This is a genomic window from Kitasatospora sp. NPDC093806, assembly GCF_040683335.1.
Taxonomy (GTDB): Bacteria; Actinomycetota; Actinomycetes; order Streptomycetales; family Streptomycetaceae; genus Kitasatospora.
The window spans coordinates 45615-60397 of record NZ_JBFBDO010000003.1 but is presented as its reverse complement, the minus strand read 5'-3'; the positions used below and the strand labels follow the sequence as shown (position 1 = coordinate 60397).

At 73.1% G+C, this 14783-nt stretch carries 16 protein-coding genes; 10 read left to right on the top strand and 6 right to left on the bottom strand.

Annotated elements, in window-relative coordinates; genetic code table 11:
• Positions 1–145: 145 nt before the first annotated feature.
• The 3 genes from AB0N76_RS03815 to AB0N76_RS03805 form a co-directional block, all read right to left on the bottom strand.
• Positions 146–1234: an SCO1860 family LAETG-anchored protein gene (locus AB0N76_RS03815; protein ID WP_363552795.1), complete on the bottom strand. Its 1089-nt coding sequence runs from the start codon at positions 1232–1234 to the stop codon at positions 146–148.
• A 129-nt stretch (positions 1235–1363) separates the two neighbouring features.
• Positions 1364–2041 (bottom strand): uracil-DNA glycosylase, encoded by a 678-nt coding sequence (locus tag AB0N76_RS03810; RefSeq protein WP_363552793.1) that lies wholly within the window; start codon positions 2039–2041, stop codon positions 1364–1366.
• Between the two features lie 74 nt (positions 2042–2115).
• Positions 2116–3219, bottom strand: coding sequence for an amidohydrolase family protein (locus AB0N76_RS03805; protein WP_363552791.1), 1104 nt, complete (start codon positions 3217–3219; stop codon positions 2116–2118).
• Between the two features lie 123 nt (positions 3220–3342).
• On the opposite strand from AB0N76_RS03805, the gene AB0N76_RS03800 reads away from it, so the two are divergent.
• On the top strand, positions 3343–4443 hold the full coding sequence (locus tag AB0N76_RS03800; RefSeq protein ID WP_363552789.1) for an aminotransferase class V-fold PLP-dependent enzyme: 1101 nt from the start codon (positions 3343–3345) through the stop codon (positions 4441–4443).
• A 125-nt stretch (positions 4444–4568) separates the two neighbouring features.
• Here the strand turns inward: AB0N76_RS03800 and AB0N76_RS03795 are convergent, their stop codons facing one another.
• The gene (locus tag AB0N76_RS03795) at positions 4569–5165 is read right to left on the bottom strand and encodes a hypothetical protein (protein WP_363552787.1); all 597 of its coding nucleotides are present in this window, start codon (positions 5163–5165) and stop codon (positions 4569–4571) included.
• A gap of 202 nt (positions 5166–5367) precedes the next feature.
• On the opposite strand from AB0N76_RS03795, the gene AB0N76_RS03790 reads away from it, so the two are divergent.
• Positions 5368–6975, top strand: coding sequence for a phosphonate degradation HD-domain oxygenase (locus AB0N76_RS03790; RefSeq protein ID WP_363552785.1), 1608 nt, complete (start codon positions 5368–5370; stop codon positions 6973–6975).
• 42 nt (positions 6976–7017) lie between these two features.
• Here AB0N76_RS03790 and AB0N76_RS03785 read toward each other — a convergent pair whose 3' ends face one another.
• A complete protein-coding gene (locus AB0N76_RS03785) occupies positions 7018–7800 on the bottom strand; it encodes a GntR family transcriptional regulator (protein ID WP_363552783.1) in 783 nt (260 codons plus the stop codon).
• Between the two features lie 344 nt (positions 7801–8144).
• Between AB0N76_RS03785 and AB0N76_RS03780 the strand changes: the two genes are divergently transcribed.
• Genes AB0N76_RS03780 through AB0N76_RS03755 form a run of 6 tightly spaced genes read left to right on the top strand, consistent with a single transcriptional unit; the run spans position 8145 to position 13335 of the window.
• Positions 8145–9314, top strand: a complete 1170-nt coding sequence (locus tag AB0N76_RS03780) for an ABC transporter substrate-binding protein (RefSeq protein WP_363552781.1) — start codon at positions 8145–8147, stop codon at positions 9312–9314.
• 41 nt (positions 9315–9355) lie between these two features.
• Positions 9356–10330: an ABC transporter permease subunit gene (locus AB0N76_RS03775; RefSeq protein WP_363552779.1), complete on the top strand. Its 975-nt coding sequence runs from the start codon at positions 9356–9358 to the stop codon at positions 10328–10330.
• Entirely contained in the window at positions 10318–11163 is an 846-nt protein-coding gene (locus tag AB0N76_RS03770; protein ID WP_363552777.1) for an ABC transporter permease subunit, read from the top strand. Before AB0N76_RS03775 ends, AB0N76_RS03770 begins: the two co-directional genes overlap by 13 nt.
• 47 nt (positions 11164–11210) lie before the next feature.
• A complete protein-coding gene (locus AB0N76_RS03765; RefSeq protein ID WP_363552775.1) occupies positions 11211–12290 on the top strand; it encodes an ABC transporter ATP-binding protein in 1080 nt (359 codons plus the stop codon).
• A 31-nt stretch (positions 12291–12321) separates the two neighbouring features.
• Entirely contained in the window at positions 12322–13008 is a 687-nt protein-coding gene (locus AB0N76_RS03760) for an HAD family phosphatase (RefSeq protein ID WP_363552774.1), read from the top strand.
• Positions 13009–13014: 6 nt separating this feature from the next.
• A complete protein-coding gene (locus AB0N76_RS03755) occupies positions 13015–13335 on the top strand; it encodes a multidrug efflux SMR transporter (RefSeq protein WP_363552772.1) in 321 nt (106 codons plus the stop codon).
• 59 nt (positions 13336–13394) lie between these two features.
• Here the strand turns inward: AB0N76_RS03755 and AB0N76_RS03750 are convergent, their stop codons facing one another.
• Positions 13395–14156, bottom strand: coding sequence for an XRE family transcriptional regulator (locus AB0N76_RS03750; RefSeq protein WP_363552770.1), 762 nt, complete (start codon positions 14154–14156; stop codon positions 13395–13397).
• 185 nt (positions 14157–14341) lie between these two features.
• Between AB0N76_RS03750 and AB0N76_RS03745 the strand changes: the two genes are divergently transcribed.
• Positions 14342–14569, top strand: a complete 228-nt coding sequence (locus AB0N76_RS03745) for a hypothetical protein (RefSeq protein WP_363552768.1) — start codon at positions 14342–14344, stop codon at positions 14567–14569.
• Positions 14566–14775, top strand: a complete 210-nt coding sequence (locus tag AB0N76_RS03740; RefSeq protein WP_363552766.1) for a hypothetical protein — start codon at positions 14566–14568, stop codon at positions 14773–14775. The genes AB0N76_RS03745 and AB0N76_RS03740 overlap by 4 nt, the downstream gene beginning before the upstream one ends.
• Positions 14776–14783: the final 8 nt, after the last annotated feature.

Here is a 14783-nt window from a genome sequence, read left to right as displayed (position 1 = left end):
CGCGTAGCGTTGCAAGCCGCCGTTTCCCGGTTGTTCCTCTCATGTAACGCGCATGTGAACCAACCGTCCGCATTGGCACGGTCACGGTGCGGGAGTGCCGCAGGTGGCACTCCCGCAGCCGAGAGAACGGACTGCGGTGCCGCGTTCAGCGCCGGCGGGCGTGGCTCGCGGTGGCGGCCCGGCGGCGGCGGGTCGCCCAGAGGGCGCAGGCGCCGCCGGCGACCAGGGCCGCAGCGCCGACGGCGAGCGGGGTGGTGGCGCTGCTGCCGCCGGTGGCGGCGAGGCTGTCCGGGGCGGTCTTGGGCGCGGCCGCGGACGCCGGGCGGTGGGTGGCCGGGGCCCCGGTCGCGGCCGGCGGGACGGCCGCGCCCTTGCCGGTGGGGGCCGCGGACGGGGTGGTGTCCGCGACCGGCTGGGCGGACGGGGTCTCCGTCGGGGCGACGGCGGCGGCGGACGTCGGCACCGTCGTGGGCGCGGGCGTGCCGGGGCCCGGGACCGGCTTCTCGCAGCTCACCGAGGCGACCGTGATGGTGCCGGTCACCTTGGCGACGTTGAGGTTCAGCGGGTTCACCGCCACCTGGACCTCCAGTGCCGAGGCGGCGGCCGTCCTGGAGGTGGTGGTCTTCTTCGAGAACTCCACCGACACGCTCCCGACCAGCGGTACGTCCACCTTGGTCGGCCCGTACAGGCTCAGGGTGACCGGCTTGCCGAGGACGGTGAGCTTGGCGGGCGCGACCACGTCGGCGGTCGGCTGCCCGTCGACCGGGCAGGTGGCGGTGGCGCTGAGCGCCTCCAGGCCGAGCAGGGTGGTCGCGGGCAGGCCGGGGGCGTGCACATCGGCGTCGGCGAGCGTGACGGAGGCGGTGGCGCCCTTGGCGTCGACCTTGGTCACCGACTTGCCGACCTCCGCCTTGACCAGGGTGACCGGGCCGGTCTGGTCGACCCCGTCGACCTTGGCGGTGAGCAGGGTGCCCTCGCGCTGCGCCGGGGACTCGACCTTGTTGAGCGCGAGGTCGACCGGGACGTCGACGGCTTTGTTCAACAGGCTGACGTCCAGGTCGAGTTCGGCGGTGACGGCGCGCGCCTTGCCGGGCGAGCCGGCCGGTGCCGGAGCCGGTGCGGCCGGCGTCGGCTCGGCAGCGTGCGCGGACGGGACGGTGAGCAGGGTGCAGGCCGCGACGGCGGCGGCTGCGGAAACGATTCGGCGAGAAGAGCGAGCAGACCGAGAAGACATGGCGGAACCCCCACGGCTCAGACGATGCGATGAGCCGCCAGTCTTCTCGTACGATCCGTCACACGAGCAACACAGAACGTCATTTCACCCGTTGGAGTGAGATTGACGCTCTTTGCTGACACCGATCTGCTACGGCAGCCGCCAGTCGACCGGCTGCGCCCCCTGCCGCGCCAGCAGCTCGTTGGCCCGGCTGAACGGCCGCGAGCCGAAGAAGCCGCTGCTCGCCGAGTACGGGCTCGGGTGCGCCGACTCGATCGCCGGCACCTCGCCCAGCAGCGGGCGCAGGTTGCGCGCGTCGCGCCCCCAGAGGATCGCCACCAGCGGGCCGCCGCGCGCCACCAGGGCGCGGATCGCCTGCTCGGTGACCTCCTCCCAGCCCTTGCCCCGGTGGGCGGCGGGCTTGCGCGGGGCGGTGGTGAGGGCGCGGTTCAGCAGCAGCACGCCCTGCCGCGTCCACGGCGTGAGGTCGCCGTTGGACGGCTGCGGCAGGCCGAGGTCGGTGCCGTACTCCTGGAAGATGTTGATCAGGCTCGCCGGGATCGGCCGGACGTCCGCCGCCACCGAGAAGCTGAGCCCGACGGCGTGGCCCGGGGTGGGGTACGGGTCCTGGCCGACGATCAGCACCCGGACGTCCGCGAAGGGCTGCTGGAACGCGCGCAGCACGTTCGGCCCCGAGGGCAGGTAGGTGCGGCCGGCGGCCAGCTCGGTGCGGAGGAAGTCGCCCATCGCGGCGACCCGCCCGGCCACCGGCTCCAGCGCGGTGGCCCAACCGGGCTCGACGATCTCGTTCAGTGGACGCGGTGCCATGGGCGTAACCCTATCGGCCTACACCGACAGCCCGTTCACCGAGATGATCATCGCACGAGCCCCCGGCCGGGCCCTCACGCCACCGGGCGCCCGCGCAGCACCACCAGCCGCGGATCGGCCAGCACCCGGACGTCGGCGCGCGGGTCCTCCGCGTACACCACGAAGTCCGCCGGCGCGCCCTCCTCCAGGCCGGGGCGCCCCAGCCACTCGCGCGCCCCCCAGCTCGCCGCCGACAGCGCCTCGGCCGGGCTCAGCCCGGCCCGGACCAGCTCCGCGACCTCCTCCGCGACCAGGCCGTGGGCCAGCGAGCCGCCCGCGTCCGTCCCCACGAAGATCGGGACGCCGGCGTCGTGCGCCGCGCCCACCGTGTCGTAGCGGCGCTCGTGCAGCCGGCGCATGTGCGCGGCCCAGGCCGGGAACTTGCCCTCGCCGCCCGCGGCCAGCCCCGGGAAGGTGGCGATGTTGACCAGGGTCGGCACGATCGCCACTCCGCGCTCGGCGAAGGCCGGGATCAGCTCCTCGGTCAGGCCGGTGGCGTGCTCGATGCAGTCGATGCCGGCGGCCAGCAGGTCCGGCAGGGACTCGGCGGCGAAGCAGTGCGCGGTGACCCGCGCGCCCTCCTCGTGCGCCGCCGCGATCGCCTCGGTGAGCGCGTCGCCGGGCCAGCAGGCGGCGAGGTCGCCGCGCTCGCGGTCGATCCAGTCGCCGACCAGCTTGACCCAGCCGTCGCCGCGCCGGGCCTCGGCGCGGACGTAGGCGGCGAGGTCGCCGGGCTCGATCTCGTGCGCGTAGTTGCGGATGTAGCGGCGGGTGCGGGCGATGTGCCGGCCGGCCCGGATGATCCGGGGCAGGTCCTCCCGGTCGTCGATCCAGCGGGTGTCGGCGGCCGAACCGGCGTCGCGGATCAGCAGGGTGCCGGTGTCCCGGTCGGTGATCGCCTGCTTCTCGCTGGTGGCCTCGTCGACGGCGCCGTGCGCGTCCAGGCCGACGTGGCAGTGCGCGTCGACCAGACCGGGCAGCACCCAGCCGTCCACCGTCCGGACGTCCGCCGCGCCGGACCCGGCCGCCGTGGGGCGGGAGAAGGTCACCCGCCCGTCCACCACCCAGAGTTCGTCCCGGACGTCCTCCGGACCGACCAGCACCCGACCCCGCACGTGCAGCACCGCGCCATCGCTCATGGCCCGCACTCTACCGACGGGGACGATCCTTGTAAGCACCGAAAATGGGGCAGACTCGTTCCGCCCACCCAGCTCGTCCCCGTCCCCGCCCCGCTGCCCCCGCGACGAAAGGCCCCCGCCACCGTGAGCCCCTTCCTCGACCTCCCCCCGCTCAGCGCCGCCGACTTCGCGGCCATCGAGGACAAGGTCGCCGCGCTGCTGCGCACCACCGCCGACGTGATCGTCACCCAGGGCGAGGCGCTGCTGCCGCTGGAGGCCGCGATCCGCGGCGCCGCGCACCCGGGCTCCACCGCGCTCAACATCGTCACCGGGCCGTACGGGCAGACCTTCGGCAACTGGCTGCGCGACTGCGGCGCCAAGGTCGTCGACCTCGCCGTGCCGTTCGACAGCGCGGTCACCGCCGACCAGGTCGCCGAGGCCCTCGCGGCCGACCCGACGATCGACTTCGTCTCCCTGGTGCACGCCGAGGCCGCCACCGGCAACACCAACCCGGTCGCCGCGATCGCCGCCGTGGTGCGCGAGCACGGGGCGCTGCTGATGCTGGACGCGGTCGCCTCGGTCGCCGCCGAGCCGCTGCTCACCGACGAGTGGGGCGTCGACCTGTGCGTGATCGGCGGGCAGAAGGCGATGGGCGGACCGGCCGGCGTCTCCGCCGTCTCCGTCTCGACCCGGGCCTGGGAGCGGATCACCGCCAACCCGGCCGCCCCGCGCCGCTCCTACCTCTCGCTGCTCGACTGGAAGGAGCGCTGGACGGACGCCGGACGCACCGCACTGCCGCACGCGCCCGCCCAGTTGGAGATGCTCGCGCTCGGCGCCTGCCTGGACCGGATCGCGGCGGACGGCCTGCCCGCCGTCATCGCCCGCCACCGCGCGGCGGCCGCCGCCACCCGGGCCGGCGTCCGGGCGCTCGGCACGCTCACCCCGTTCGTCCCCGAGGACGCGCACGCGGCGCCGGTCGCCACCACCCTGCGCACCCCGGCGGGCACGCACGCCGCGACGCTCGCCGCCGAGGTGCTCCGGCTGGACCCGTCGCTGCCCGTCCAGGCCGGCGGCGGCGCGCTGGCCGCCGAGATGATCCGCGTCAACCACTACGGCCCCGCGGCCACCCCGGACACCGTCCGCGCCACCCTCACCGCCCTGGCCACCGCCACCGGCGCCGCCCCCGCCCCGGCCCTGACCGCCGCGGACGCGGCCTGGGCCGCCGCCCTCACCCCCGCCGGATAGCGGACAGCGGGCCGGCGGGACCGGGGCCGGCTCAGCCGGGGCCGTCACCCACCCCCACCCGGCAGCCTTCCGACGGGCGCGGCCCGGCCCGGCCCGGCCGAGGGGTGTCCCCGGCCGGGCACGCGCTACCCCGCCGGGACCTCGGCGAGGCGGCGGAAGTCGCGGGCGCGGTCGGCGAGGGTGTCGGGGTCGACGGTCGCGCCGTCCAGGAGCTCGGCGAAGGACGACCACATGCTGCCGTCGGCCCAGGTGCACAGGGCCAGTTCGCCGTCCTCGAAGGCGGCCCGGCCGCACTTCATCACGCCGCCGCGCTCGCCCGGGTCGACGTCGTGCAGGCCGGCGAAGGTGAAGCCGTTCCGCTGCTGGACGGCGATCGCCTCGTCGAGCTGCGAGGCGGGCAGGAAGATGTGCATCTCGGTGGCGGTCACCGAGATCAGGCGCCTGCCGTCGGTGCTGCGGTAGGTGGTGGCGGAGACGCCGGAGTCGCCGCGGAGCCGGAACGGCTGCTTCCCGCGCGAGGCGTCCGGGTCGAGCGACAGCCCCTGGAACTCCTTCGGCGGGCTGTAGCGGTAGGCCCCGAGGGCGGCGAAGTTGTCGGCGAAGGCCACCCCGAAGGCGGTGGCGCCGACGACCGCCGCGGCGGCGAGGCCGAGCCAGAGCCGACGACGGGAGCGCGGGGCGGCCGGCGCCTCAGCGGCGGGGGTCACATCGGCGGGGGGCACGTCGGCAATCGGTTGATCATGTTCGAGCACCGGCACATCCGAGCAGGTCAGCGCCCTGGACGCAAGGGGCTCCGGGGCTCCGTCCGGACACCGTTCCCGAATCGTTCATCTCCCCGGCACCCCGATCTCACCCCGCCCCGGCAGGCTCCTGCTCACGGCAAGTTGGCTATACAACTTTGCCAGGCCGAGGAGGGAGAACCCCATGGAGACACCCGCGTCCGAGCCGTCGCCGGCGGCGTCGCTGTCGCCGTACTGGCTGCGCGACAACTGCCCCTGCGCCGAGTGCCGCGACCCGCGCAACGGGCAGAAGCTGTTCCAGATCACCGACCTGCCGGACGACCTGACGATCGCCGCGCACACCGAGGCGGACGGCCGGCTGGAGGTGCTCTGGTCCGACGGGCACCGCTCGCGCTACCCGTCCGGCCCGCCCGCGCAGGAGGGCGGCGACGGCCGGACCGAGGCGGACAAGCGGCTCTGGACGGCCGCCGACTTCGCCCGCGGCATCCCCGAGGCCGACTGGGAGGCCTACCTCGCCGACCCGGCCGAGCGGGCCGCCGTGCTGACCGCCGTCCGCCGCTCCGGCTTCGCCGTGCTGCGCGGCGTCCCGACGGTGGACCGGCAGGTGCTCCGGGTCGCCGAGACCTTCGGCCACGTCCGGGTCACCAACTACGGCGAGCTGTTCGACGTCCGGGTCGAGCCGGACCCCAACAACCTGGCCTTCACCAGCGTCGCGATCACCCCGCACACCGACAACCCGTACCGGGACCCGGTGCCCACCCTCCAACTCCTGCACTGCCTGGAGAACTCGGCGACCGGCGGGGACTCCGGCCTGGTCGACGGCTTCCGGGCGGCCGCGCTGCTGCGCGCCGAGGCCCCGGACGCCTTCGCCGTGCTCACCCGCACCCTCGTCCCGTTCGTCTTCCGCGACCGGAACACCGAACTGCGCGCCGACCGCCCGCTGATCGACGTCGACCCGCTCGGCCGGATCCGCGAGGTCCGGTTCAACAACCGCTCGATCGCCACCCTGCGCGGCTCCGCCGAGGAGCTGGACGCGTTCTACGCCGCCTACCGCGCGTTCGCCGCGATCACCCTGCGCCCGGAGCTCCAGCTGGAGTTCCGGCTCGACCCGGGCGACTGCCTGATCTTCGACAACGTCCGTCTGCTGCACGCCCGCACGGCCTTCGAGCAGGACGGCCGCCGCCACCTCCAGGGCTGCTACGCCGACCTGGACTCACTCGCCTCCACCCTCGCCGTGCTGCACCGCCGCACCGCCGCGCTGGACGAACTCGCCGCCCTGTTCGCGGGCGAGGGCGCCGGCGAGTACCTGGGCGAGGCGGTCACCATGGCCGAGCACATGCTCCAGGCGGGTGCCCTGGCCGAGGCCGCGGGCGCGCCCCCGCACCTGGTCGCGGCGGCCCTGCTGCACGACGTCGGCCACTTCCAAGGAGCCTTGCACGGACGCGATCTGATGCAGGGTCAGGACAACCGGCACAGCGACACCGGCGCCGACTGGCTGGCCCGCTGGTTCGGCCCGGAGGTCACCGAGCCGATCCGCCTGCACGTGGCCGCCAAGCGCTACCTCTGCGCCGTCGAACCGGCCTACCGGGCCCGCCTCTCCGAGGCCTCCGAGTACACCCTCCAGGTCCAGGGCGGCCCGATGAGCCCCGCCCAGGCCACCGCCTTCGCCGCCCACCCCGCCGCCACCGACGCGGTCGCCGTCCGCCGCTGGGACGACGAGGCCAAGACCGCCGACGCCACCACCCCGGACTTCGCCCACTTCCGCCCCCTCCTGGCGGCCCTGATGACGTGAGCCCGCCGGGGCGGCCCGGCCGCCCGGGTCCCCGCCCCGGACTCAGTCACCCTCCCGGGCGTGCCGGGAAAGGGCGGAGGTGGCAAGGGAGTTGTGGATGCTGAAGGCCACCGTGCCGGGGAGGTAGCGGTCCTGGGACCACTCCACCGGGGTGCCGGTGGGGTCGGTGGTGCGGCGGCGCTCGCGCAGCAGGGGGCCGCCGCGGCGGCAGCCGAGCAGGCGGGCGTCGTCGCCGTTGGCGGCCACGATGTCGATGGTGTGGTCGGCGTCGGTGAACAGGATGCCGTGCTCGCGCAGGACTTCGGTGTGCGAGACGACGTCCGGCGGCAGTTCGGCGACGATCTCGCCGACCCGGGGCGGGTAGATGGTCCGCTCGACCATCACCGGCTTGCCGGACAGCGTCCGCAGCCGGACGGTCACGTAGACGTCGGCGCCCGGTTCGAGGCGCAGCTGCTCGCGTTCGGCGGCGTCGGCCGGGCGGCGGACCAGCGAGTCCAGGATGCCGCCGGGCTCCTCGCCCATCGAGTACGCCCAGTGGGTGAAGCTGAGCAGCTCGGAGAAGCTCTGCACCCGGGCGGTGCCGAGCACCACCCGGCGGGTGCCGCGCCGCGAGGTGACCAGGCCGTCGGAGCGCAGCACGGCGAGCGCCTGGCGGACGGTGCCGCGCGAGACGCCGTACTGCTCGGCGAGCGCGCCCTCCGCCGGGAGCCGGCCGGCCTCGCCGAACGCGCCGGTGGTGATCGCCTCGCGCAGGTCGGCGGCGACCTTGCGGTAGAGCGAGCCGGCGGCCGGGCGGGCCTCGGGGCGCTCGGGCTCCAGTGCCACGTCAGTCAATGTCCCTCCTGGGCGGTGTCCTGCGCAGCCCGGAGCGGCACGGACAGCCCGACCTTATCCCGCTGCGCCGTTGAAGCATGGCACTCCGGCGATCTTCCGTCGGCGACCTGATTCGACCGTTCCCGCAGCCGACCCCGGTTCTGGGCCATCCGTTCACCTTCCCGTCACCGGGCTCCGGCGTACTTACCCCCGTCAGCGAAGTTGGCTAGTCAACTCGGACGACGTCGATCGGCCGCTCACCCGGCCGGGCCGCCGCCCTTCGCGAGACGCAGCGCCGCGGACTCCCCCGCGGTACGCCCCCTCGCAGTACGCCCCCTGATTCAGGAGACTGACCCGTGACCGTGCACCGTGCCCGCGCCGCCGCCTTCGCGGCCGTTCTGACCGCTGCCGCGCTCTCCCTCACCGCCTGCGGCTCCGCCGGTTCGAGCGCCAAGGCCGGCGACGCCGCCAAGGCCGGCGCCAAGGACGCCAAGGAGGCCACCTCCGCCGCCGACTTCGGCGGGATGGACGCCCTGGTGGCCGCCGCCAAGAAGGAGGGCAAGCTGCACGTCATCACGCTGCCCAAGGACTGGGCGAACTACGGCAAGATCATGGACTCGTTCAAGGCCAAGTACGGCATCGAGATCGAGGACGAGAACCCGGACGGTTCCAGCCAGGACGAGATCAACGCGGTCACCTCCCGCAAGGGCCAGGACCGCGCCCCCGACGTCGTCGACCTGGGCAGCGCCTTCGCCCTCCAGGCGGTCAAGGACGGCCTGCTCGCCCCCTACAAGGTGGCCACCTTCGACAAGGTGCCGGACACCATGAAGGACCCGAGCGGCGCCCGCGTCAACGACTACGGCGGCTACATCTCGATCGGCTGCGACGCCAAGAAGGTCGCCAACTGCCCGAAGACCTTCGCCGACCTGCTCAAGCCCGAGTACAAGGGCCAGGTCGCCCTCAACGGCAACCCGACCAAGTCCGGCTCGGCGTTCGGCGGCGTCTACGCGGCCGCGCTCGCCAACGGCGGTTCGCTGGACAACATCCAGCCCGGCATCGACTTCTTCGCCAAGCTGAAGCAGTCCGGCAACTTCAACCCGGTCGAGTCGACCCCGGCCACCATCGAGAAGGGCGAGACCCCGATCTCGATCGACTGGTCCTACCTGAACGCCGGCTACACCGACGAGTTCAAGGACAAGGGCGTCGACTGGAAGGTCTCCGTCCCCAACGACGGCTCCTACGCCCAGTTCTACAACCAGGGCATCAACAAGTGGGCCCCGCACCCGGCGGCCGCCCGCCTGTGGCAGGAGTACCTGTTCAGCGCCGAGGGCCAGAACCTCTTCCTCGGCGGCTACGCCACCCCCGCCACCTTCGAGGCCCTGAAGAAGGACGGCACCCTGGACACCGCGGCCGCCGCCAAGCTGCCCGCCGTCGAGAAGCCGTTCACCACCTTCCCGACCCAGGACCAGATCACGGCCGCCAAGAAGACCGTGACCGAGAACTGGACCAAGGCCATCGCGGGCTGACGAACCAGTCGGCACAACTCGAACGGGCTGAGAAAGCACTCATGACCACGGCTCCCACCCCGGTGCCGACCACCCCCGCCGCCACCGACCTCGGTGGCGGCGCGGGGGCGTCCACCGCCACCGCCACGACCACCACCCCCACGGCCACCCCCGGCCGGCGTGCCCGCCGGCGCCTCGCCGGCGCCTCCTGGCTCGCCACCGTCCCGCTGCTGCTGTTCTTCCTGGTCGGCTTCGGCCTGCCCACCGTCGCCATCGTGATCGGCGCGTTCACCACCTCGACCGACGCGGAGGGCGGGGGCGGCCAGTTCACCTTCGACAACATCACCGCCTCGGTCCAGGGCGCCTACTGGACGGCCATGCTGAGCAGCCTCAAGCTGTCCGGGCTGACCGCGCTGCTCGCCACCGTGATCGGCCTGCCGATCGCCCAGGCGGTCGTCACCTCCCGGCACGGCTGGCTGCGCCAGGCGGTGCTCACCGCGTCCGGCGTGCTCGCCAACTTCGGCGGACTGCCGCTCGCCTTCGCCTTCGTCGCCACCCTCGGCAACGCCGGTGAGGTCACCAAGCTGCTGCACCTCACCGACCACGGCTGGACGCTCTACTCGTTCACCGGCCTGACCATCGTCTACCTGTACTTCCTGATCCCGCTGATGGTGCTCACCATCACCCCGGCCCTGGACGGCCTGCGGGTGCAGTGGCGCGAGGCGGCCCAGAACAACCGGGCCACCACCGTCCAGTACTGGCGGTACGTCGCGCTGCCGATCCTGCTGCCCTCGCTGCTCGGCGGCTTCGTGCTGCTGTTCGGCAGCGCCTTCGCCGCTTACGCCACCGCCGCCGCCATGGTCGGCGCGACCGTCCCGCTGGTCAGCCGCTCGATCGCGGACGCGCTCTCCGGCAACGTGCTGGTCGGCCAGGGCAACCTCGCCCTCGCCCTCAGCCTCAACATGATCATCGTGGCCGTCCTGGTGATGGCCGTGTACCTCCCCCTCCAGCGCCGGAGCGCCCGATGGCTCAGCTGACCACCCCCGCCCGTGCCCTCTCCCGCCGGCCGAAGGTGCGCTGGTGGCGCGGCGCCGTCCTGCTGATCGCCGGCGTCTACTTCGTGGTCCCGCTCGCGGCCGCCGCGTACTTCTCCATCGACGACCCCAAGGGCTACTCCTTCGAGGCCTACACCGGGCTGCTCTCCGCCCCCGGCTTCCTCGACAGCCTCTGGCTGACCCTCGGGCTCGCCCTCGCCACCGTGCTGGTGCTGCTGCTCCTGCTGGTCCCGGCGCTGATCGCGGTCCGGCTCGGCGCGCCCAAGCTGCGCCCGGTCATCGACGTGCTCTGCACCCTGCCGCTGGTCGTCCCGCCGGTCGCGCTCACCGCCGGCCTGATCGGCGTGCTCCGCTGGGGCCCGGACTACCTGATGGACACGCCGTTCTTCCAGACCTTCGTGTTCCTCCAGGACCCGGACTTCCCGCCGGTGCTGGTCATCGCGTACGTGCTGATGTCGCTGCCGCTCGCCTACCGGGCGCTCGACGCCGGCCTGCGCGCCGTCGACCTGCGCACCCTGGTCGAGGCCGCCCGCAACTGCGGCGCCAGCTGGCCGCGCGCGGTGTTCACGGTGGTCCTGCCCAACCTGCGCGGCGCCCTGCTGAACGCCTCCTTCCTCACCCTGGCCCTGGTGCTCGGCGAGTTCACCGCCGCCTCCATCCTCGGCTACCAGCCCTTCCCGGTCTGGATCTACTCGGTCGGCAACAGCCAGGCCCACATGTCGGTCGCGGTCTCCATCCTGAGCCTGCTGATCACCTGGCTGCTGCTGCTCCTGCTGGCCACCCTCGGCCGCGAGCGCGGCCGCAAGACCTCCTGACCTCCCCGCTCCCTTCACTCCCCCGCACCGCCATCCGGAGAACTCCCGTGACCTCCCTCGCCGTTGAGAAGACCGCCACCCGCTCGGGCGGCGCCACCGTCGAATTCCGTTCGCTGCGCCGCACGTTCGGCGCCACCACCGCGCTGGACGGCCTCGACCTCACCGTCCAGCCGGGCGAACTCCTCGCCCTGCTCGGCCCGTCCGGCTGCGGCAAGACCACCGCGCTGCGCATCCTGGCCGGCTTCGAGCAGCACGACTCCGGACAGGTCCTGGTCGACGGCAAGGACATCACCGCGATCCCCGCGCACAAGCGCGACGCCGGCATGGTGTTCCAGTCCTACAGCCTCTTCCCGCACCTCACCGCCGCCGACAACGTCGCCTTCGGGATGCGGATGCGCGGCACCGGCAAGGCCGAACGCCTGCGCCGCGCCAAGGAGTTGCTGGAGCTCGTCGGCCTGCCGCAGCACGCCGACCGCTACCCGCACCAGATGTCCGGCGGCCAGCAGCAGCGCATCGCGCTCGCCCGCGCGCTCGCCCTGCAGCCGCGCGTGCTGCTGCTCGACGAGCCGCTGTCCGCGCTCGACGCCAAGGTGCGGCTCTCGCTGCGCGAGGAGATCCGGCGCCTGCAGCAGGAGCTGGGGATCACCACGCTGTTCGTCACGCACGACCAGGAGGAGGCGCTGTCGATGGCCGACCGGGTCGCCGTGCTGCGGTCCGGCCGCCTGGAGCAGTGCGCCGCCCCGGCCGAGCTCTACGCCCGCCCGGCCACCGCGTTCGTCGCCGAGTTCGTCGGGACGATGAGCCGCATCCCGTGCGTGCGCTCCGGCGACGGCGTCGAGGTCCTCGGCCGCCGCCACGCCGTCGACGGCGCGCTGCCGGCGGACGGCTCGCTGGACGTGCTGGTCCGGCCCGAGAACGTGATCCTCACGCCGTCCCCGAACGGTCCCGCCCAGGTCGTCTCCGCGTCCTTCCTCGGCGCCGTCACCCGCCTCACCGTCCGTCTCACCGACGGCACCGAGGTCAAGGCCGACCTGCCGACCGAGACCGCCGCCACCCTCCCGGTAGGCTCCGACGCCGCGCTCACCCTCCCGGACCGCCCGGTCCTGGTCGACCGCCGTACCGTCTGACCTGCCCTGCCGAACCACCGAAGGTACCGCCATGCCTGACTCCGTAGCCCCCGCCGCCGTCCCCGCCGCCGTCCTCTTCGACATGGACGGAACCCTCGTCGACACCGAGCACCTCTGGGTGCAGGCCACCGCCGAACTCGCCGACGAACTGCGCCACCCGCTCACCGACGCCGACCTCCCCGAGGTGCTCGGCCAGGCCATCGAGCACACCGCCGCCCACCTCCACCGGGTCAGCGGCACCTCGTTGAGCGAGGACGAGCTCGCCACCCGCCTCGGCGACTCCTTCGCCGGCAAGGTCGCGGCCGAGACCATCCCCCGCCCCGGCGCGCTCGCCCTGCTGGCCTCCCTCCGGGACGCCCGGGTGCCCACCGCGCTGGTCTCGGCCTCCCCGCGCCGAGTCGTCGACCTGGTCCTCGGCACCCTCGGCCGGGACTGGTTCACCGTGACCCTGGCCGCCGAGGACACCCCGCGCACCAAGCCCGCCCCGGACCCCTACCTGGCCGCCGCCGCCCACCTCGGCCTGGACCCGGCCACCTGCGTCGCCGTCGAGGACACCCCCACCGGCGTGGCCTCCGCCACCGCCGCCGGCTGCGCCGTGCTGGCCGTCCCGTCCAGCGACGTCGCCATCCCCGACGGCTCCCGGGTCACCCTGCTGGACAGCCTGGAACACGCCGACCTGGCACTGCTCGGGAAGCTCACCGCGACGCCCGGGGTTTGATCCCCCATGCCCTACGTACTCCTCGCCCTGGCGATCCTCAGTGAAGTCTGCGCCACCAGCTGCCTCAAGCTGACCGAGGGCTTCAGCAGACTCTGGCCGAGCGTCGGGGTCGCGATCGGCTACGTGCTCTCCTTCGTCCTGCTGGGCCGGGCCCTGAAGCACATCCCGGTCTCGATCGCCTACGCGGTGTGGTCCGGCGCCGGCACCGCGGCGGTCGCCGGCATCGGCGTCGTCGCCTTCGGCGAGTCCCTGGGCCGGGTGCAGTGGCTCGGCATCGCCCTGATCATCGTCGGCGTCGTCGTCCTCAACCTCCGCGGCAGCCACTGAGCCCCCGCGTGGAGTGGGAAGTCGGCCGATCCGACTTCCCACTCCACACGTCCTGAAGATCAGCTCTCGGATGTCGGCGGCGCGCTGAACCGCGCGAGCGTCGCTTCCGCCGTGGACCGGTCGAGAAGGCGAAGCTCCCACGGCCCCGTGTTCACCTCGAACTCCTTGCCGAACCCGACCCACTTGCCCGCCATACGTCGACCGGTCGGATCGATGAGCAGCTGGATCGCCCCGTGGTAGCGGGCCCCCTGGTAGTAGCCGTCCTGCGCGGTCTGCTCGACCCACGTCCCGGTGACGACGTTGCGATCGACAGTGAGGTCGAAGGAGAGCGGCGAGTCCGGGTTGGAGGAGCCGCCGGGCAGCGACCGGCCGATCAGGCGGTTCCCACGCTGCGACAGCAGCACATGGTGCAGCCCGGCGAACGTGTTCTCCCTGCTACTGCTGAAGTACTCGTAGTGGCTCAACCACACCCCCGAGAGATCCTCTCCGGCCGGTGGAGGAGCTTCGGCCACAGAAGTCTCGGGCCCATTGCTGATCATGTCGTGACCTCCTGCCCTGTCGGCACTGACCCGGGGCGGCAACTTCAGCGACTCGAAGCCGAGCCGCTCGATGGACACCTTGGTCACCGCCTCAAGGGCACGAACGTACACCGGCCGGGGATACCTCACCTCGCCGGATTCCCAACGCTGGACCAGGCGTTTGCTGGCGTCGTTGGGCTCCCCCAGATCATCACCGGCACCCCGGAGGCGCTTGGCGAACTCGTCCTGACTGAGGCGCAGGCCAAGGCGCACCGCCCGGAACGTCTCGTTCGGCATCGTCATACAACCCAGATTAGGGCGAATCTCCGTAGAACGACACCGAAATGACGTCTTGCCAGGACGCCGACATGACACCTCAACGACATCGCGAGAGCCGGGAGAGGTGGGACACCATCTAGCCAGGCGCGGGGGCGGCATTCAACCGCTCCACTGACACCCCTCGCATGTTGCTGGAGGAGCGACCTCCCATGACTTCCATGCTCAGCAAGGCCACCGAGGAGATCCGCCGGGAAGCCGCCGACGTCTACGAGGACCTCGTGGCTACGCTCGCGGTTGCCGAGATCCCCCTCCCGTCCGTCGCCGTCGACTGGCAGGCCGCCTACACGACCGGTGTCGTCCTCATCGACCTCGGGGCGGCGCCACCGCAGGTGATCCGCAGACTGGTCGAGGTGATCCGCAAGGGCGTGCGGGCATGAACGACGTGCCCGTCCCCTGGGCGCCCCTGGTCGGCGAAGTCGTCGCCATCGTGCCGCCGGACTGGGAGATCACCACTCCGTGGGCTCCCCGGATTCCCGCCGAGGTCGTCCACATCGCCGACAACCTCGTCACCCTCTCCGTCGACGGCAACCTCCGCCTCCGCCGACTCCACCAGATCGCGCCGTGGACCGAGGCCCCGCGCTGAGCACCAAG

Excerpts from the sequence above, each read along its gene's own strand:
- AB0N76_RS03815 (WP_363552795.1), bottom strand. The coding sequence starts at position 1,234 with ATGTCTTCTCGGTCTGCTCGCTCTTCTCGCCGAATCGTTTCCGCAGCC.
- AB0N76_RS03810 (WP_363552793.1), bottom strand. The coding sequence starts at position 2,041 with ATGGCACCGCGTCCACTGAACGAGATCGTCGAGCCCGGTTGGGCCACC.
- AB0N76_RS03805 (WP_363552791.1), bottom strand. The coding sequence starts at position 3,219 with ATGAGCGATGGCGCGGTGCTGCACGTGCGGGGTCGGGTGCTGGTCGGT.
- AB0N76_RS03790 (WP_363552785.1), top strand. The coding sequence starts at position 5,368 with ATGGAGACACCCGCGTCCGAGCCGTCGCCGGCGGCGTCGCTGTCGCCG.
- AB0N76_RS03775 (WP_363552779.1), top strand. The coding sequence starts at position 9,356 with ATGACCACGGCTCCCACCCCGGTGCCGACCACCCCCGCCGCCACCGAC.
- AB0N76_RS03770 (WP_363552777.1), top strand. The coding sequence starts at position 10,318 with ATGGCTCAGCTGACCACCCCCGCCCGTGCCCTCTCCCGCCGGCCGAAG.
- AB0N76_RS03760 (WP_363552774.1), top strand. The coding sequence starts at position 12,322 with ATGCCTGACTCCGTAGCCCCCGCCGCCGTCCCCGCCGCCGTCCTCTTC.
- AB0N76_RS03755 (WP_363552772.1), top strand. The coding sequence starts at position 13,015 with ATGCCCTACGTACTCCTCGCCCTGGCGATCCTCAGTGAAGTCTGCGCC.
- AB0N76_RS03750 (WP_363552770.1), bottom strand. The coding sequence starts at position 14,156 with ATGACGATGCCGAACGAGACGTTCCGGGCGGTGCGCCTTGGCCTGCGC.
- AB0N76_RS03745 (WP_363552768.1), top strand. The coding sequence starts at position 14,342 with ATGACTTCCATGCTCAGCAAGGCCACCGAGGAGATCCGCCGGGAAGCC.
- AB0N76_RS03740 (WP_363552766.1), top strand. The coding sequence starts at position 14,566 with ATGAACGACGTGCCCGTCCCCTGGGCGCCCCTGGTCGGCGAAGTCGTC.